Annotated in this window: 15 protein-coding genes; 7 read left to right on the forward strand and 8 right to left on the reverse strand. The window is 43.2% G+C overall.

What is annotated here, in order from left to right:
* Positions 1 to 16: 16 nt before the first annotated feature.
* From MUY27_RS08755 to MUY27_RS08765, 3 genes are read left to right on the forward strand one after another with little or no spacing between them, the layout of a single operon-like run.
* A complete protein-coding gene (locus MUY27_RS08755) occupies positions 17 to 1,423 on the forward strand; it encodes an O-antigen ligase family protein (RefSeq protein WP_245129627.1) in 1,407 nt (468 codons plus the stop codon).
* The gene (locus MUY27_RS08760) at positions 1,416 to 2,132 is read left to right on the forward strand and encodes an acyltransferase (protein WP_245129628.1); all 717 of its coding nucleotides are present in this window, start codon (positions 1,416 to 1,418) and stop codon (positions 2,130 to 2,132) included. The genes MUY27_RS08755 and MUY27_RS08760 overlap by 8 nt, the downstream gene beginning before the upstream one ends.
* Positions 2,133 to 2,136: 4 nt before the next feature.
* On the forward strand, positions 2,137 to 3,267 hold the full coding sequence (locus tag MUY27_RS08765; RefSeq protein WP_245129629.1) for a glycosyltransferase family 4 protein: 1,131 nt from the start codon (positions 2,137 to 2,139) through the stop codon (positions 3,265 to 3,267).
* On the opposite strand, the gene MUY27_RS08770 is transcribed toward MUY27_RS08765, so the two are convergent.
* Positions 3,264 to 4,367: a glycosyltransferase family 4 protein gene (locus tag MUY27_RS08770; RefSeq protein ID WP_245129630.1), complete on the reverse strand. Its 1,104-nt coding sequence runs from the start codon at positions 4,365 to 4,367 to the stop codon at positions 3,264 to 3,266. The two genes, MUY27_RS08765 and MUY27_RS08770, sit on opposite strands and share 4 nt — an antisense overlap.
* Before the next feature lie 2 nt (positions 4,368 to 4,369).
* On the reverse strand, positions 4,370 to 5,323 hold the full coding sequence (locus MUY27_RS08775) for an SDR family oxidoreductase (RefSeq protein WP_245129631.1): 954 nt from the start codon (positions 5,321 to 5,323) through the stop codon (positions 4,370 to 4,372).
* Between the two features lie 344 nt (positions 5,324 to 5,667).
* Between MUY27_RS08775 and MUY27_RS08780 the strand changes: the two genes are divergently transcribed.
* The 4 genes from MUY27_RS08780 to MUY27_RS08795 all read left to right on the forward strand — a co-directional run bounded on the left by MUY27_RS08780 (position 5,668) and on the right by MUY27_RS08795 (position 11,998).
* Entirely contained in the window at positions 5,668 to 6,759 is a 1,092-nt protein-coding gene (locus tag MUY27_RS08780; protein WP_245129632.1) for a glycosyltransferase family 4 protein, read from the forward strand.
* A 74-nt stretch (positions 6,760 to 6,833) separates the two neighbouring features.
* Positions 6,834 to 8,477 carry a capsule assembly Wzi family protein gene (locus MUY27_RS08785; RefSeq protein ID WP_245129633.1) on the forward strand — a complete coding sequence of 548 codons (1,644 nt, stop codon included), beginning with the start codon at positions 6,834 to 6,836 and terminating at the stop codon, positions 8,475 to 8,477.
* Between the two features lie 48 nt (positions 8,478 to 8,525).
* The gene (locus MUY27_RS08790; protein ID WP_245129634.1) at positions 8,526 to 10,868 is read left to right on the forward strand and encodes an SLBB domain-containing protein; all 2,343 of its coding nucleotides are present in this window, start codon (positions 8,526 to 8,528) and stop codon (positions 10,866 to 10,868) included.
* Between the two features lie 2 nt (positions 10,869 to 10,870).
* The gene (locus MUY27_RS08795; protein WP_245129635.1) at positions 10,871 to 11,998 is read left to right on the forward strand and encodes a GumC domain-containing protein; all 1,128 of its coding nucleotides are present in this window, start codon (positions 10,871 to 10,873) and stop codon (positions 11,996 to 11,998) included.
* Here MUY27_RS08795 and MUY27_RS08800 read toward each other — a convergent pair.
* The 6 genes from MUY27_RS08800 to MUY27_RS08825 are packed head-to-tail and all read right to left on the reverse strand — an operon-like array spanning position 11,979 to position 19,462.
* The gene (locus MUY27_RS08800) at positions 11,979 to 12,881 is read right to left on the reverse strand and encodes a glycosyltransferase family 2 protein (protein ID WP_245129636.1); all 903 of its coding nucleotides are present in this window, start codon (positions 12,879 to 12,881) and stop codon (positions 11,979 to 11,981) included. The two genes, MUY27_RS08795 and MUY27_RS08800, sit on opposite strands and share 20 nt — an antisense overlap.
* Positions 12,878 to 14,326: a flippase gene (locus tag MUY27_RS08805; protein ID WP_245129637.1), complete on the reverse strand. Its 1,449-nt coding sequence runs from the start codon at positions 14,324 to 14,326 to the stop codon at positions 12,878 to 12,880. Before MUY27_RS08805 ends, MUY27_RS08800 begins: the two co-directional genes overlap by 4 nt.
* Positions 14,327 to 14,383: 57 nt before the next feature.
* Positions 14,384 to 16,069 carry a capsule assembly Wzi family protein gene (locus MUY27_RS08810; protein WP_245129638.1) on the reverse strand — a complete coding sequence of 562 codons (1,686 nt, stop codon included), beginning with the start codon at positions 16,067 to 16,069 and terminating at the stop codon, positions 14,384 to 14,386.
* A 5-nt stretch (positions 16,070 to 16,074) separates the two neighbouring features.
* A complete protein-coding gene (locus MUY27_RS08815) occupies positions 16,075 to 17,775 on the reverse strand; it encodes a capsule assembly Wzi family protein (protein WP_245129639.1) in 1,701 nt (566 codons plus the stop codon).
* Complete coding sequence (locus MUY27_RS08820; RefSeq protein ID WP_245129640.1) at positions 17,772 to 18,446, reverse strand: hypothetical protein; 675 nt, start codon at positions 18,444 to 18,446, stop codon at positions 17,772 to 17,774. The genes MUY27_RS08815 and MUY27_RS08820 overlap by 4 nt, the downstream gene beginning before the upstream one ends.
* 35 nt (positions 18,447 to 18,481) lie before the next feature.
* Positions 18,482 to 19,462, reverse strand: a complete 981-nt coding sequence (locus tag MUY27_RS08825; protein WP_245129641.1) for an MraY family glycosyltransferase — start codon at positions 19,460 to 19,462, stop codon at positions 18,482 to 18,484.
* Positions 19,463 to 19,512 lie beyond the last annotated feature (50 nt).

Raw genomic sequence — 19,512 nt, forward strand, 5'->3', positions numbered from 1 at the left:
GAACCGTTAAGCGCTAATGTTTATTTTTCCATTAATCTACCTGGTTTCCTTTATTGTAGCGCTAAGGGAAGTTCTGTCTGGTAACAAGTCGGCCTTCCTGTTTTTTATCATCGTAGGGCTGTCGTTATACACTACCGCCATGACGGTTACCTTTCTTCTGGGCTTCAAACAACTAATTCCAATATTTCAAAGTTTTAAAGAACTGCTGGTACTTATTGTATTAACCATTAACGTTTTAACGCTTAAGAAATGGCCTAAACTGCACCTGGTAGACTGGCTGATTATCGCCTTATTGGGTTACACCCTACTTTACGCCATTTTACCTATCGGCGAACAACCGTTTACTGCACGGCTGCTGGCATTTAAAAGCATGTCTTTTTACCTGCTGGTTTATTTTACGGGCAGGCTGTTTAATATCAGTTCGGTATACATCAACAAGTATTTTAACTACGTTATGCTGATGACGATTGCCGCCGGGGCCATTGTGTTATATGAAGTTGCGACCTATCAGCACCTGCAGGTAAGCACCGGTTACGCCGATTATTTCTATTATTTTTTGAATATAGAACCCGAAGGTCAATACGGCCTTAGCACCACCTTTGAGTCTGAAGGTGGCTACAAACGGTTCGCCAGCTTCTATACCAGTCCACTGGAACACGCCGGGGCTACCCTGATCGCACTCGCCGTCATCATGGCGCTTTATACCCGCGACGATAACAAGATAGATTATAAACCTTTAGGTTTTGCCGCCTTTGCCGCAACGATAGCTTCTATTACGTTTGCTTTTTCGCGCGCGCCGCTCATCAGTTACCTGATCATGATCTACCTGTACCTGTATCTCACCAACAGGAGAACTATCACCCGGCTGATTAACTACAGTGTAATTGCAGTAATGGGCTACCTGATTTACCAGTTATTGTTTTATCAGAACAAGGCAGAGGGTATCCTTGCCGTAGCCATAAACACCTTAAATTTCAGCAACCCTTCCAGTGTAGGTCACCTGGTGGCCTGGGCCGAAGGTATCATGGCGCTGATCTCTCACCCCCTGGGGCTGGGCTTAGGTGCATCAGGCCGGGTAGGCAGCTCTTTAAATGGCGAAGTTACAGGGGGCGAGAACCAATACCTGATTATTGGTGTGCAGGCAGGTGTTATTGCGTTGGTGTTATATCTTTCTATCTATATTACCTTTATACGGCAGGGCCTTAAATGGATGAAGATATTGAAAGGAAAAGAACGTAAATTGTGTATTGCCGTGTTCATGATTAAAATTGGTTTCCTGATTCCATCTGTCACTTCAGAATTTGAAACCTCTGTTTATATTTCTTACTTCAACTGGTTTTTATCAGGGCTGTTCGTATCTACCATTATGCAATATGCGGCGGCTGAAGAACCACAACTAACCCAACAACCGCTATATGCTTGAGAAAATTATCCGGAAGTTGAAGAATGATCCCGACTATAAGTGGGAAAGCACGCATTCGCTCCGCGATCTTTTGGTGATTGCAGATGCGCGACTTGGGCAGATTTTTCGCGGGTTATTCTATAAGCCTTTTTTTAAAAAATCTGCCGGACTGGTTTTTGTAGGCCAGCATGTTAAGGTAAGGCATAAGTACTTTGTGACAGCGGGTAAGAACCTGATCCTGGAAGACAACGTTTTTATCAACGCGCTTTCATTCGAAGGCATTGAATTTGGCAACGACGTTTCCATTGGTCGCAATTCTGTATTGATTGCTACGGGCATTGTATCGCATAAAGGCAAGGGAATTAAAATCGGCAACCGGACAGGTATTAATGCCGGTGCATACCTGGGCGGACAAGGCGGAATAGAGATCGGAGATGATGTGATCACCGGGCCTAACATCCAGATTTTTTCTGAAAACCATAACTTCTCCCACCCCGAAATAAAGATTAAGGAACAGGGTTTAACCCGGCAAGGTGTAAAAATTGGTAACAACTGCTGGATCGGCGGCGGAGTAACTATTTTAGACGGGGTGGAGATTGGCGAAGGTTGTGTTATCGCGGCAGGGAGCGTTATAACCAAATCTGTTCCGGCTAACTCCATTGCAGCAGGCGTACCGGCAAAAGTGATTAAAAGCAGAATAGGCGATCATCCTGAAAAGGAGTTGGAATAAAGGCATGGCAAACCCCCTGACCATAGGTGTTGATATCCGCGAACTACGGGTTGCTAAAACCGGGGTTAAAACCTACCTGGAGGAAATTTGCCGCGAGTTTAAGCTAAAGTCAGATCAACAGGTTAAGTTCATCTTCCTGGATTCCTGGTTGCCTGCTGGGCAGCATCGTCACAAAGCGGGCAAGCTGATAGAACATTTCAACTACCACTTCTGGAAACAGGTTACACTCCCCTTAAAAGCTTTCTTTAACCATTGCGATGTTGTTCTTTGCGTAGATAATTTTGCACCCTTGCTAAAGTTGGGTTACAAAACCTTACCCGTGTTCCACGACGCCTTCTTTTTTGAGACACCTCAGGATTACGGCAAAATATGGTTATGGTTGTACAAGCAAACCGCTATACCCGCCGCAAAAAGCTCTCCTTTTGTAATTACGCCGAGCGAGCACGCGCGTAAAAAGATCAATTATTATACGGGCATCCCGCTGGACAAATTGGTGGTCGTACATGAAGCGCCAAAATCTTTTACCGGAAAGCTTTCATTACCAGAATCAGTTCTAGAAAGGTTTAACCTGCAGCCGGCGTTATACATTTTGCATGTAGGCGCTTATTACACCAGGAAAAACCTGGTCACTTTGGTTAATGCCTTTGCTTCCACTAAAAGCGCACTTCCAGAAGGAATGAAACTGGTTTTAGCGGGAGGTACTCCCGCTGCGGATAAAGGGGGGAATTACACCCACATACAAGAAGCTATCAAAAGCTCCGGTCTTGAAAACGATGTGATCTTGACCGGTTACCTTCCTGATGATGAGATACAACAACTCTATCAAAACGCTTTGTTGTACGTATTCCCCTCATTAAATGAAGGGTTCGGGCTGCCTGTTTTAGAAGCCTTTAAAAACAGCCTGCCGGTAATTGTCGCTGATAATTCGTCTCTACCGGAAATTGGTGGCGATGCCGTACTTTGTTTCAGTCCGGATGACGAGTTGGCCCTTGCCGAAAAAATAAAACTGGTTGTGGAAGATAATGCGCTAAGGCAGGAAATGATCGAAAAGGGGCAATTACATCTGGAGGACTTTTCATGGTCAAAAACTGCCGACCAGATCATTGATGTTTGCAGAAAAGCTGCGGGACGTTAATTCTCTGCAAATACCCGGACATGGTCGTCCGTCACTTTGTCCCAGTTGAATTCGCTTAAGGCTCGTTGTTGTGCTTTTTCTGCCAACTGCAGCATCTCGGGGTAGTGTTGTTCACAATAGTTGATTTCCTGGGCAAGCGAATCAATATCACCTTTTCTAAATGTCCGGGCAGTGTCCCTTACCACATATTGGTTTTCTTCAATATCGCTCACGATCAACGGCACATTAAGCCCCATTACCGTCAGCACCACCGGCGACAGCCCTTCCACATCAGACGGCTGGATATAACAATAAGCATTTAACATTAAAGCGTTTACGTCTTCGCCATAGACGAATCCGGGAAACACGATCTGCTCATTGCCCATGGCCAGTATCTCTTTTTCATAAGCAGACGGATTGGGCGAACCGCCTATCAGTACAAGCTTTTTATCTGTATTTGTTTTTTTAAACGCAGGGATCAGGTAGTGCAAACCTTTATCGGGGATAAAGCGACCCACAAACAGGTAATATCCGCCTTTTTGCAAGTTGAACTTCTGTAATACACTTTCCGGATTGGCAACCGGCTCTACCTCGCTGCCAAACGGGATAAACTCGAATTGCTTTTTAAAGCGCTCTTCAAAAAGCCTCCGGGCAATTACATTATCAAAAATAACCTGGTTAGGAAAGTACGCCGTAATATAGGCTGATATCTTCAGGTATAGTTTTCCGTACCACGGCCATTTGTCGCGCTTCCAGTCGACACCATCCTGGCTAATGAACACCTTCTTTCCAAAAAGTCTTAATGGTAGTGCCCAAATACTGTTCCCTCCGTTTTGGATATGAACAATATCAGCAGAATTGGTAAAAATAATATGGCAGGTGCATTTGAACGAGTGGAGCAGCGTATCAAAACCAGATTTGGGGACGGTTTTAAAAGTCTTGATCTTAACGCCCTTATATTCTTTGATATCTACAAAAACATCCGGATAACGACGGTTATAGGCAATTACCTGGTGGCCGCGTTTAACAAGGCGGGGAAAAAGTTCTAAAGCAAATTTGTCCGCACCGGCTGCCCCTTTAGCCGGCGGCAGGGTACGGAACCCAAAAGCAGCAATACGCATAATTAAACAGCAGGCTTCAGCGCAATATCTGCTTCTTTAGCCATTTGTATCTTATCTTCTAAATATTCTGTAAAGTATTCTGCAATATACTCACGTAAGGCTACTTTCCAGTCGCGCATGATGTTAAGGTTGCGCAGCTCCAATTTCTTGTTAATCAACCTTTCAGACGGCGGACGCGGTGCGAAATAAGTGTCCTTAAAATAATCTGAAGTTACCTCATGAATGGTTACTTCACTATGTAGCCCTAATATATTAACAATCTCTTCAGCAACTTCGCTTCGGCTGGTTTCTCCCCGGCAAACTAAATTGTAAAGCCCCCAATATTCGTTCTCCATCAAAAGCTTCACATTCTTGGCAAAGTCGACAGTGTAAGTAGGCGTGCCGTCCTTATCATTAACCACGTAAAGGTCACGCTTTCCGCTAACCAGTTGTTTAATGATCTTATTAATGAATTTTTTGTCTTTTTCAGGGCCACCACCCATCATCCAGCCGGCACGGCAGATAATGTAACGCTTAGCGTTTTCTCTTACATAACGCTCGCCCATATATTTGGAACGGGCATAGTGTCCAAGCGGATTGGGTTCATCCCAATCGTCGTAGAAGTCTTTTTTACCATCAAATATTCCGGCGGTACTAATATACAGCATTGGTATATTCAGTTGGTTAGCCAGTAATACGGCGTTTTCAACCGAGGTAGTATTTGTCAAATAAGCATTATCCGGTTCCTGTTCACATTCTTCAAGATCGGTAAGTGCACCGATATGGAACAGATAATCAGGCTTAAAATTGTACAGATCTTCCCGGTAACTTTCAAAGTTTCTGAAGTCTAAAAACTCCAGCCAACCAGCATTCACATCCTTATCTGTACACCTTAATTCATAATCATCTTTAAATATGCGGTGTAGCGCTTCTCCAAGCATTCCACCGGCACCGGCGATGTAGATTCTTTTCTTCATTAGTTATTCAGAGCCGTCACACAAATGCAACAGCGGTAGTATGTTCACCAGAAAGCCCAAAAATAAGCTTTTAAAGTTCATAAACAATGTATACTCCTATTAGGTTTACGTAGTACTAAGAACTTTTATTACAAAGCACGCAAAAATTTATTGCAAAAACATTAAATAACTTCGATGGTTTTGGAAGGGAAACTTTAAGCAGCACAATTTTGTTTTAACTTTTGAAAAAATAATCAGTGCGTTATTTCAGCGCCAAAAAGCAAAATAGCAGAAACGGGTTTTAAACATTACCTTTGGCCTGCATCTGCAATACCAGTGTGTGGTAAGTTGGAACTTATTTAAGAATGAAAGTAGCATTTGTTACAAGATTAAACTTGTATAAAATAGCAGGAGGCGATACCGTCCAAATTGAACAAACTGCACGGCAATTACGTAACCTCGGCGTCGAAGTGGATATTCTTCGTTCTGTTGATCCTATCCCATATGAACAATACGATATACTCCATTTCTTTGGAATACCGCGGCCGGGAGATATGGTTTATCACAGCAGTAAAGCAAAAATGCCTTTTGTAGTATCTACTATCCATTGCACTTACGGCAATTATTATAAATATAACAAGAAAGGCATCGGTGCGTTCTTTTCTTTTCTCAATTCAGACAGCATGGAGTATTTCAAAACTATTGCCAGGTGGATCGTCGGGAAAGACCATTGTCCGAGCAGGCACTATTTTCTGAACGGGCAACGTAAAAGTATCGTCCACGTATTGGAAACGGCTGATTTTATCTTACCCAACTCCTACTCTGAGCTAAACAGGTTAAAAGAACTCTATACACAGAAAGTTAAAGGCTGGGTGGTTACGAATGGGATCAATCCCGAAAAGTTCCCGTACGATCCGACGATACAGAAAGACGATAACCTGGTGATTTGCGTAGGACGGATAGAGAACCGCAAAAATCAACTTAATTTAATTAAAGCTTTAAATAACACGGCTTATAAACTGGTGCTGATAGGCGAACCATCTGCAAACCAGTTAGATTATTATAACGAATGTAAAAGCATAGCGGGGCCGAACGTGGTATTCGCCGGAAGGCTTTCGCATGAAGACATGGTACATTACTACCAGGTGGCAAAGGTACATGTACTGGCAAGCTGGTTTGAAACTACGGGCTTAAGCTCGCTGGAAGCGGCCTTAATGCATTGCAATATTGTAATTACTGAAGAAGGCGACACCCGCGAGTATTTTGGTGAAGATGCCTTCTATTGTACGCCCGAAAACCCCGACAGCATCAGGCAAGCGGTTGATAAAGCAATCGCTGCGACATTTAACCCAGAGCTGGCAGAGAAAATAAAAGCAGAGTACACGTGGAGAAAAGCGGCCGAGCAAACATTGGCAGCCTACCAAGCACTGGTACCCCATCGCGCTGTAGTAATTTGATACTGAGATAAAACAATTATATTTTATTCATCTACCCAATTTAACATCATACTTATCAACCTCATCTGCTGCTAATGACCTTAAAAAAATCACTGATCATCGTAGCATGCCTTGTGCTGGCAGCCGTTAATTCGCTCCAGGCCCAGGCTGTGTTCGAAAACCCCAATCACCCGGTATATAAATTTTTAGCCAGGCAGGCCCAGAAGGGTAAAGTTAACTACTACGACCTGGTACAGCCAGTTACACGTCAGCACATTGCAGAAATGCTTTTTGAACTGCGGAAGGCTGACAATTTAACCGATACCGAAAAAAAAGAGCTTGACTTTTACCTGAACGAATACAGCGAGTTTAACCCGGATCTGAAAGATCAGACCGAGCTTCTTTTTAAGCGCGACCAATACGGCAACCGGCGTTTATTAAACGTTAACAAAGGCGACTTTTTGCTACGTGCCGACCCGGCTCTCACCTACGAATACACCAAAGGCAAAAATAAAAGTGTTTTTAAACAGGCATCGGGTGTAGCGTTGTGGGGGCAAGCCGGAAAACACTTCAGTTTCCAGGCTTACTTCCAGGACATCAATGAAAAGGGCGACGGTGTAGACAGCACAAAGAAGTTCACGCCGGAAACAGGCATTCAGCGTACAGCTTCCATCAACCACAACCTGGTTAATTACAGCGATGTACGTGCGAATATTACGTATAGCTGGAACAACGGATTGATCAGCATCGGGAAAGATCAGATCCTGTATGGTTACGGGCAGAACGGCAGGTTAATCATGTCAGACAAGGCGCCTTCTTACCCATACCTTCGTTTAGATTATCAACCCCTGAAATGGCTGCATTTTAACTATGTGTTCGCCTCTTTACAGTCTACCGTCATCGATTCTTCACGCACTTACAGAACTGGAACTAATCTCTACGGCGGCGTAAGAGAAGTATACGTTGCGAAATATTTTGCCACTCATAGTTTAAGTTTTCTTCTAACTAAAGGATTGGTACTCAGCCTTGGTGAGTCCATGATCTCCAGCGATAGTTTTGATCCGGGTTACCTGGTGCCCTTGATCTTCTATAAGGCGTACGACCAATACCAGAGCCGCTACAAAATTACCACAGGCTCCAATGGGCAGTTCTTCTTCCAGGCGAGTTCGCGCAATAATATCCCGAATACGCACCTTTATGCCTCGTTGTTTATTGACGAAATCAGACTGGGTAGTGTGTTCGACCCGGCAAAGAGCCGTAACCAGTTAGGCTATAACGTAGGCGCTTCGGTTACAGATGTATTTATCCCTTACCTTACCCTGGGGGCAGAGTATACCCGTATAAATCCGTTTGTATATAACAACCTGATACCCGCCCAAACCTATGAAAACCAAGGGTACTCCTTAGGCGAATGGATTGGCCAAAACGCTGATAAAGCAATTCTATGGCTTTCTTATAATCCGCTTCCACGGCTAACTACAATGGCGCAGTTCACCTATATCCGTAAAGGCCGTGACGGCTCCGTACTCGATCAGTATTTTGCTGAACCTCAGCCTAAGTTTTTAGAACAGGGGCCGGTAGAAGCGCAAAAGCAGTTATTGGTAGAAGCAAGATACGAATGGCTGCACCGCTTGTACCTGCGTGCCGCTTATCAGCACCAGGCCGGGGTGATCAGGCCTGCTTTACAAACAGGGGCGGTACCTAACCAGTTAAGCATTGGTGTGAACTATGGCTTTTGACAGATTTAATACTATATATTTGCAACAATAGCACTTTAAAAGCTTTTCATGCGATTTTCAAAACTACTATTATATTTTCTTTTCATCTTTTTGGTTGCCGCGCAAAGTAGTAATGGGCAATCTTCAATTTCGCTAAATAATATTCAAAATATAAAGGTTAGCGAATTAAGTGATGAACAGGTAACCCAGGTATGGAAAAAGCTACAGGATTCTGGCATACCCGAAGACCAGGCTTATAAGCTAATGGAACAAAAAGGCCTTCCCGCAGGTGAGGTGCAGGCTTTGAAAGATCGCTTCACATTGTTGGGATTAAATAAAAAAGGCAGCCTTAAAACTACCTCGAAATCTGAAAAAGAAAAGATAGACTTTTCTCGCGACGCGGACACCAGCGTAAGCCGTCCTGCGCCTACCCTTAAAACTAGTCCTACCGCCCAAAACGCAACAAAACTACCCGTTTTTGGAATGGATTTTTTCAGCCAGCGGACCGTTAAATTCGAGCCTAACTTTAATGCGGCCACCCCTAAAAGTTATGTGATCGGCCCCGGTGATGAATTGATTTTGCTGGTAACCGGGTTAAATGAGAGTAGCGTACGTAGCAAGGTAACGCCTGAAGGCAACCTGCAGATCCCCTACGCAGGTATTGTTTACGTTAACGGCTATACCATAGAGCAGGCAACGGCGGCTATCCGCAGTAAGATGACGAAGATCTACCCCGGCTTGCGCAACGGGCAAACTCAATTAAATGTAACACTGGGCAATACACGCAGTATCCGCATTACCATTGTGGGCGAAGCGCAAACACCAGGAACTTATACCCTTTCATCTCTATCCACCGTATTTAATGCGCTTTACAATTCTGGTGGCCCTACGGCTAACGGCTCGTTAAGATACATCGAGTTAATCCGGAATAACCGTGTTTACAAAACAATCGACTTCTACAGTTTTCTTCAATACGGACTAATGGAGGGTAATATCCGGCTGGAGGATCAGGACGTATTGCGTATCCCGGTCTACCGCAAACGGGTTAGCATACTGGGTGAAGTTAAAAAGCCAGCTATTTATGAATTAAAGGATGGCGAACAGCTTGACGACCTGATCAAATACGCAGGCGGTTTTACTGATCTGGCTTATAAAGGAATTGCCAAAGTAGAACAGATTAACGACCTGGAGCGTGACGTTAAAGACGTGCCTGTAAATCTTTTTGGCAACTTTGTTCCGCGCAATGGCGATGTGGTTACCATTGGCGCCATCACTAATCGCTACGCTAACCGTATTGTTCTGGAGGGCGCAGTTTACCGACCTGGCCCTTACGAACTTACTGCCGGTTTAACGTTATCAGGTTTGTTAAACCTGGCCAAAGGATTAAAGCCTGAAGCCTATACCAACCGCGGTTATATAAAACGAACCTTGCCAGATCTTCAAAAACAGTTCATTTCCTTTAATCCGCTTGAAATTGCCGCGGGAAGGAATGACGTACCTTTAATGCGTGAAGATACCGTCGTAATTCAGGAAAAAAGCACCTTTATAGCAGAGCAGACCGTTACCGTGAACGGGCACGTGCGAACGCCGTCTAAATTTGTTTACCGTAAGGGAATGACCCTTGCCGATGTTATTGCGATGGCCGGAGGTTTTGACGAACGTGCCGCTGTACACCATGTGGAGGTTTCAAGAATTATTAAAAATGAGCAGGATAGCGTTGCCAATCAACTGGTGAAGACTTTTACAGTCGACATGACTGAAGGCTCCGCCGATAATGTACTGCTGGAACCCATGGATTACGTTTATGTGCAGCGCCTGGTAAATTATCATACATTGGGTAATGTAAGTGTGCGGGGCGAAGTTTTATTCCCTGGAGACTACCCTGTTCAGCGCCGTGACGAAACTGCACAGGAATTTTTAAAACGTGCCGGAGGCCTTACCCCTTACGGTTCATTACCTAATGCGCAGGTTTTCCGTAATGGCGTACGTGTTAATCTTGATCTGACGAACGAAAGTACTGATCCTAAAATTCGCGAAACAATGATCTTGCTTGCTGGCGACAGCATTTTTATTCCGCGGCAAAACGTTTTTGTTGAAGTAACGGGTGCCGTAAATAACCCTCAGTTGGTTAATTACGATGGTGGTCGTTTTAAATATTATATTAATGCGGCAGGTGGTGTTACCTCGCACGCACGGTTAAAAGGTGCTTACATTAAATATCCGGATGGGTTAAACAGGCCCGTAAGGCGATTCCTGGTATTCCGCGTTTATCCGAAGGTAAAACCGGGTAGTAAAATTATTGTGCCGGAAAAAGACCCTGAAGTGAAATTCAGGCTCGGCGTAGGCGACTTTGCCAGTATCGCTTCAGCCCTTACTGCTTTGATCGGTTTAATCGCCATATTAAAGAAATAACCATGAGCAACGCCAATACGCCCTATCCGTACGAACCCGAATTTTCCTTTAAGAAACTTTGGAACGATCGCGTTGACGATATCCGTTATGTGTTACGCTTCTGGAAAACATTGCTCCTGCTTGCGGTCATTGGCGGGCTTTTAGGCGCTTTAGCGGCGTACTTCAAGCGGCCTACTTACACCGCAAGATTGACCTTTGTAATTGATGATTCTAAAAGCGGCGGCATGAGCGGCCTGGCCTCACTGGCGGGTCAGTTCGGGTTCAGCCTCGACGGCATCGGCGGCGGAAGTGGCGTACTGGCTGGTGATAATGTGCAGGAACTGTTGAAGAGCCGTAAACTGATCGAAGAGACCCTCGAATCGCCATATGATCCGAAGCCTAATTTCTCCCTGGCAGATGAATACGCGCAGGTACACAAACTCCAAAAACAGTGGACAAGCCTTAACAATAACAAGCCGGTATCATTTCCTATTGGAGGTAAAAATTATAGCCGACTACAGGATAGTTTGCTGCACGAGATTACTCAACTTGTATTAGAAAATAACTTCAGCATTTCAAAAACAGATAAAAAGCTTGGTTTTTTTGAGGTTACAACGACGATGAAAGATGAAAAGCTCGCCCAATTGTTCTGCGAACGGATGATTAAACAGGCTACTTCTTTTTACATCACTACTAAAACCACCCGCTTACGTAATAATGTTGCCCGTTTACAAAACCGTGCAGACAGCATTGGTGCTATCTTAAATCGTAAAACCTATGCTGTTTCGTCTGCCAATCGAACCCTGCTGGATCTTAACCCAGCCTATACCAATGCAAACGCTAACGTAGAGGTAAAAGAGCGTGATAAAATTGTACTAAGCACCATTTTTTCAGAGACGGTTAAGAACCTCGAAGCCAGCAAAACCATGCTTGCGCAGGAAACACCTACGGTTACCATTGTAGATGAGCCAGAACTTCCGCTAAAGAAAAATAAGCTGAAATATACGGTTGCAATTCCGGCAGGTATATTTATAACGGGTTTGTTGTTCGCTATTACGGTGCTTCTGTTACGCAAAAAAGAACCAACCATCACTGCTACTCAGCCATCGGTTGAGCTGAATCAGCCCGAAGTTAGAGCAAATTCTTTTTAATCATTTTTCTGAATGCCAGCCTTTTTATCAGGTATGGACTGTCTTTCAATTTCAGAAAGTGTTCGAATGCAGGCCGCTTATCTGCGGGGATTATCTGCCGGTACTGCTTGTAAAATTGCTGCGCGATAGTAAACTGTACACCCAGGAAATCATCCTTTCCGTTTAAAGCCTTCGCAAACTCTTCAAATGCACGCTTGAATCTTTTCTTTCGCCCGGCGTTGGCGTCATCCTCAATACTTACATTTCTGCTATGCCTTCTATAGCAGATCAATTGATCCCGAATGGTTCCGACATCCCCAAAGGTATAGCCCAACAAACCAATCCATGCATCATGAAAAGGCACATCATCCGGCATATCGGCTATTAAATTGCGCATAGCAGGGTTCATCAATATGGTGCAACCGTTAATAAAATTATTAAACAATTCGGTTTCCAGATTATGCGCATATCTGTTCAGGCCCATATGGTCGTGAAAAGACTTATTAAGTACATTACCGTCACTGTCGATAAAAACCAGGTCTGAATAGGCAATGGCAGGCCTTTCGCCTCTTTCAACCTCTGTAAGCACATCAACACACTGTTGTAATTTGTGGGGCAACCATATATCATCCTGATCGCACAGTGCGATGTAATGGTCCTTTTGTGCTAATGATACTGCTTTTTTAAAGTTAGCGATTACGCCAAGACGGTATTCATTTACATAATAAGTCAACAGGTGTTGATCACTATACTTTTTCAGGATTGCTTGCGTACCGTCTGTAGAGCAATCATCACACACAATTATCTCTGCCGGTTTAAGTGTTTGGTTAAACAACGATAAAAGCTGTTCTTCCAGATACTTCTCCCCGTTATACGTGGTCATGGCCACAGAAATATTAATCACTCCGCAGTAGTTGTAAATTTAGCCTTTACAAAGGTAAGAATATCAAAAATGAAATTGCTCTTAAACAATACTACCTGAGCGGTGATATAAACCCCAGCAGAAAGCATCACTCCTGATAACACCGTAATAATTAAAGGCAAGGTAAAGTATTGAAGCATCAAAATCACCGGAATAAAAAGCGCGGCACAAAGAGCGGATTCAAAGATAAGTTTCCACTGATATCGGAAATCGAAATGCCGTGCAATGGCTTTGTAATACAGGAAGGTAACCACAATCTCAGCAGCAAGGTTAGCAACTGAAGCGCCAAATGCGCCAAAATGAGGTACCAATAAAAAATTCACGACAACACTAACAAACATTCCACCCGCCACACAAAAAAAACTTTCCCTGTTATGCCCTGATGGTACCAGGATCATGTTCAGTTGGCAATGACCAAACCCTATAATCAGCGGTAATGGCGCGAGTATTTGCATGCTTGTTTTCGCATCCGCAAATTCCCGGCCCGAAAAAAGCGAAATAAATTGTGGTGCTAATAAGAATAATCCAAAGGCTACCGGAACACCGAAAAACGCCAGGAACCTGAAGGTTTGATCCAGCGAGCGCTGCACCTCGGTCAGATTCTGTTCCGCGAAGTCCCTGCCCGATTTTGGCAGCAGCACCATCCCCAGGGAGGTAACAAATGGGATCGCAATTTTAGTCAGCTTTACGGCAGCCGTGTATAAACCCACTGCGCGATCCTGATGCCCGGACAAAAACCCGAGCATTACAGTATCCATTTCCGTATACATACTTGCAGCGATAATCGTAGCCAATACCAGTATCAGTGCAGGCAGGTGACGCGTTATCTTTAATCCCTTCAGCGTAAATTGTACCTTGCCTCTTAATAGAAATATACTCAGCACGTTATTTCCCAAAAAGGAAAACATCATCAGGTAAAGGTAATTCCTGAAATCATCCGGATGTTTAATAAACACAAAAAGCAGCAGCAGATTAATCGTTTTGAACAATACAGCCCGTAGGGCTATTGCTTTAAATTGTTGCAACCCGGTATATACCCAGTCAACAGAGCAAAAACTTAGTATAATCAGCAGGCCTGCATTGAGGTACATTTTCAAATCGGCCTTGAAGTAAGGAACACTAAAAATAACGCCCAGATAAATAGTGGTTAGTAAAACGCTGGTGATTACGTAAATAGTAAGCAGTTCAGAAAAAACCTTCGATCGCTTAGCTGAATCATCACCAGCGGCAGCAATTTCTTTAACACCATATACCGGTATGCCCAACCCCGCTATCAACGCAAAGTATAGCGCAAATGAAAAAGCAAACTGAACCTTACCTATTCCTTCCGGGCCAATGATATGCGAAACATACGGAAAGCTGATAATAGGGAACAGCAGGTTAGCCAACGTAAGCAAAAGGTTATAAAGGTAGTTCTTAGCCATCATCTACTTTTTACTTCCCGAAGTTACCTTGCTGCCATACCATCTGCCATCTTCAAGAAATCAGAAGCGGTATATAGCACCGAGTTGTAGGTGCAGGTTAAATACATCGTTGTTAGGCACGTAATAATCGCTGTTGGTATAGTTCTTCAAAATCCACTGGTAGTTCAGCGATTTTACCCCTTCCAACTTAGCCGTAAATAAGAAATGCTGATAATCCCAATTCCCCTTCAAAGCCAAACCCAGATCAACCCATTTCCTGCTATTTCCATTAATCGGGCCGAAATAATAATTCTGAAAATCCACATTATGTTCATACCGCTCAAACATAAAACCTAATTTCTTCAGGCCCGACACCCATGAAACATCAAACGATTGCAAGTTTCCACCAGAACCTGTACCCGCTCCGATCACCTGTCCCATATTCGTCATACCTTGTCTTACACCTGAATGAATATACCATCCCCCTGCGTCACGAACTAAACGATCCACTGTTTGAGACAACTGTGTTATTTCAGTATTGAATAATATTCCCTGATCTTTCCGCCCTGCCAATGGTATGTATTTACTGATTCCGGCAACGTAGGCTCTGGAATGCTCTGGCGAACCCAGAAAGTCCGACAAATTATAAGAGTTATCGTTCAGGCCATATTCGAAATAAACTTCTGCCTTGGCCTTAGTAAACAGCCAGCGCCCGTATAATGATGTGACCTGATCGCGGTCAAATGCGTCTCCGGTACCGCCATTATCATTAACCTTTTGGTACGGAGTAAAAAAAGGCACATAAGCATTGAAACCTTTGATATCGCTATGATAAGCATCAAAAGCGCGTGTTAGACCTAAAAATAAACCAGGCAACCATTTAGGTTGATAGTTAATATTAAACCCGGAATAATAGCGCCAATCTGAACGTTTTGGATTGTAAAGGTTTGTACCGATAGATGTGGTAGTAACATCCAGCGGTGCACGATTAGTATTGTCAAGCCGTGCACCAATTACCTGGAACTCAAAAGAACCAACGGGAGTTCTAATTGGCCGCACGGTATTAATGGTGACGTGTTTAAAGCCAGGAGCATTATTAGTTAACACAATAGAATTTCTAACACCTGGCCCCCACCACAAATTTTCGTTCGACAGGCCAAATGAAACAGGGCCAAATGTCAAACGAATGCTGCTTTGCCCCAAGTTAAATTTGCTGTAGCTGCCGTCGCTTAATCTTTCTGGTGCGTCAATGAGGTTATGGTAACCATAGTAGGCACTCAAATCTTGGTCGCCGTGCCCGGAAGCATACCCTGGAAAGCTTGGATTAGCGGCATACACATATTCGGGCCTGAACTGTATACTTAACGGTCCGTACTTAAAATATACACCACCACTGAAGAATGTTTGATAGCCTTTAGCCGGAATCATTAATCCATCATTCCACCCATATGGGTGATGCGAATTAAACTGTTGTATGGTTTGTAAGGGCAATAATTGAAACAGTAAAGCGCCTTTATTATAGAGAGTACCGCTGGATCCTTTGTCAGCGTCCTCCGGATAGAACACGTTCTTATCCGGCGACAACACTTTAGGATTAATCGGCCGGATAGCAAAAGATATATTAGAATCCAACTTGCCCTGGAGTTGTTGCAGGCGGTAGTATTCTTCTAAAACAGGTGTACCCACCGGCAGCGTCTGCGCCTGAGAATTTTCAAAAAAGGCAATCTGCAGCAGGAAAAGAGAAGTAATTAAAATTAGTTTTTTCATAGCTCTCAAAATCTGTAAGTTAAACCTGCCTGTAATTGCACATTATAAACGTTTCTGCCGCCCACATAATAAGGTTGCCCTACTATTTCTTTACTTGGGTCGAGGTACCATTGGTAATTCAAGGATTTTATACCCATTATTTTCCCGCTAACGATGAAACGTCCGATATTCCATTCTGCATTAGCGGCTAAACTCATATCTACCCAGTGGCGTCGCCAATCGTTGCTGCGGGTATAAGCGTAATAATAAAAATCGTCGTTATGCAGGTAACGCTCTATTTGTAAGCCTAATTTTTTCAATCCTTTTACCCAGCTTACCTCTACAGACTGCAGGTTTCCGCCAGGCCCTATTCCAGCACCCAACGATTGTCCGTAATTGGTATATCCCTGGCGAACATATTTATTGATATACCAGCTTTGGGCATCGGCAATTCTGTCGGTAGATGTCTGGGCCAGTTCGGTAACTTCAACCCCAACCAAAATACCGCCATTGGCTTTATTGGCAAAAGGCACTATTTTACGTACACCGGCTATGTAAGCACGCGTATCCTGCGGCTCCAACACGACATTTCTAAGATCACTGGTGTAGTTATTATGCCCGTATTCAAAATAAACTTCGGCATGTTCTTCCGGCCATAACCATCTTGCAAAAACAGAACTTCTGGTATCTTTTTTATAATCAATCGCCTGGTCGCCTGTTACAGATTTCAGCTCGTTAAATACCGGCAGGTAATCTTTTATACCGTTAAGGTCTTTATTATATAACTGTGCAGTACGCGTCACGCCCAGAAACAAGCCGGGTACCCACTTCGGATGCCATGTTAACACCAGTCCGGAAATATATCGCTGGTCGTCAGGTTTTGGAATATAAACAGATGAGTTGAAAAACTCCCACTCGGGGATTAAAGGCGGCTGATTAGAGTTTTTAAGCCGCCCTGCAATGAGTTGACCTTCAAAAGACCCTAAAAAAGTATTTATCGGTTTAATGGTATTCAACGTAAGATGTGCAAACCCTGGTGCATCGTTACTCATCAATAGCGAATTACGAATGCCCGGCCCCCACCATAAGTTTTCTGTAGATAACCCCAGTGAGAAAGCCTTATAATTAAGCCTGATACTACTTTGCCCCCAATAAGCCCTGCTAAAACTATTGACACCAAAACGGGCAGGCAGATCAATATTGTTATAAAAGTCGTGATACCATGCGGCAATCACTTCGTAATGATTCTTATTGAAGGTATCAAATGTGCTGTTAGCAGCGCTTATAAACTCAGGCCGTAATTGCACACTCAAGATGCCGTATTGCATGTATAATCCACCAGATATTAGCGTTTGGAGTCCCCTTGCAGGTATCATTGCCCCGTCATTCCATCCGTAGGGATGATTTGTATTTTCCTGAAGCAGGATACTGGCAGGTAAAATCCTAACTTGCAGTTTCTTGCCGAACTGCAACCACTCTGATGATTTATATCCTGCGGAACTTAAATAGGCCGAGTCTGGCGTAAAAAAGTTTTTTACGCCCAATTGCTTAGCGGATAATAAAGGGCGGATAGTGAAAGATGCAGACGAATCCACCTCTCCTAACAATTGTGCTCGCCGGTAATAATCTTCTAAACTATTGGTTCCGACGGGCAACGTCTGCGCCTGGATGTTTACTATAGCAAACTGTGCTACAAAAGCCGCAAGAATGTATTTAAATCTCCTCATAACGCTATTGCCTTTACTACTAAGTTATCTATGGACCAACTCTCGCTGCATTTTTGATCGGCTTCATACTTGTCTATTAATTCATCAAGACATTGAAGTTTAACCGAACCTGCATTATGAACAATGGTTTTCTCTATTTTGTACTGAGTAGTTACCCTCACTCCGGGCTGCTGCGTACATACCCCGGGCAGATCTGTCCGGAAAGCACCCGTTTTAGGGTTATTGTTAGCCGGATAATCTAACGGATAGGACTGCGCAGGACAGATATAACCGGGTTGACATGTATCGTTAGAAAAAGTGGTATTAATATAAGTTTGGTTATCTACCTGCATCTTCCACATGTCCGGCCCATAGGCATTATCGGCAAAACTTCTATTACCGTCCCAACTGTCATGAATATAAAGATCAAAAGATATTTTGATGATGTCGTGTTTAGGTAATCCGTTCAGATTTAGCGTAAAGCTTCCTTTATTGTAGCGCCCCAATACATGCGTTCCGTTGTAAACTTCAATAGTGCCTGATGTAATATCTTTCAGATTGCCGCTTTCAAAGTCATTACTATAAACGACGGTGTCTGTCTTAACTTGTTTAGCACACGAATTGCCCATCAGAAGAGCAATTAAAACTAACGCCGAGATCTTTAACCTCATGCGGTTCATTATTTGATTCATAAGTTAAAAGGTAATTGTATCCTTTAGCTAAATCACTAAACTCCTTTTGTTACCTGCTTTGTCAATAGCTTGTCCTTACCTTCGAAAACAAACCGTATAGCCAAAAAGATAGCCAATGACGATGCAACGATAAGAATAAAACTACTAACACTTGCCAGATGTAACAGTATTATCAATAAATTAATAACCAATTGTATAAAGCCATAAATAAAAGATACCGTAACATGGGGAACTTTTTTTTCATTCGCCAGAAATTGATAGAAATGACTTTTATGCGCTTCAAAAATATTCTCGCCGCGCAGGTAACGAAAAAACATCGTTGTTGCCGTATCTAACCCATAAACCAGCAGGAACAGCAGATAGTTAAAATTCTGTGTGGTTTTGATTAATTGTAGCAGCATAAATACAATAATGAAGGCAATACTTACACTACCTACATCGCCCGCGAAACACTTAGCCTTCTTTCGAAGATTAAAAAACAGAAAAACGATTACTGACAGGATAACCACAATAAAAAGCTGATCTTCAATATAAGATGTTTCCTGATTCACCCAGTAAAGCGAAAGCACGGTTACCAGCGCGTAAATACCTGTAATGCCGTTAATGCCGTCCATAAAATTAATGGCGTTTATAGCACCAATGAAGAATACCAAAGCCAAGACAATCCAGTAGGCTGGAATACTAAAAAAAGACAGCTGAACAAAAATTAGTAAAACAGCAATCAGGTGTACAGCAAAGCGTAATTTATTACTTACTGATTTAACGTCATCGACAAAGCTTATCGAGCTGATCAGTAACAACCCAGCGACGAACCACAAATAACTTGTTGGATAAACAATATAAAATAAAAGAACAGCAATAGGGAAAATAATGCCGCCACCCCTTATAGTTACCTGTGTATGCGAGCTTCTATGATTAGGCTTGTCTATAATATTGTAAAAGTCCGCTATCCGGAAATAAAACAGCTCAAAAATGAACAAGATAACGGTAATGATAAACGCGATAGTGACAGACATAGTAAATTTTAAAACCCGCTTCGCCTAAAATAGACTAACCGGGTTTCTAC

The sequence above is a fragment of the Mucilaginibacter straminoryzae genome (genome assembly GCF_022953055.1).
GTDB classification, from domain to species: domain Bacteria; phylum Bacteroidota; class Bacteroidia; order Sphingobacteriales; family Sphingobacteriaceae; genus Mucilaginibacter; species Mucilaginibacter straminoryzae.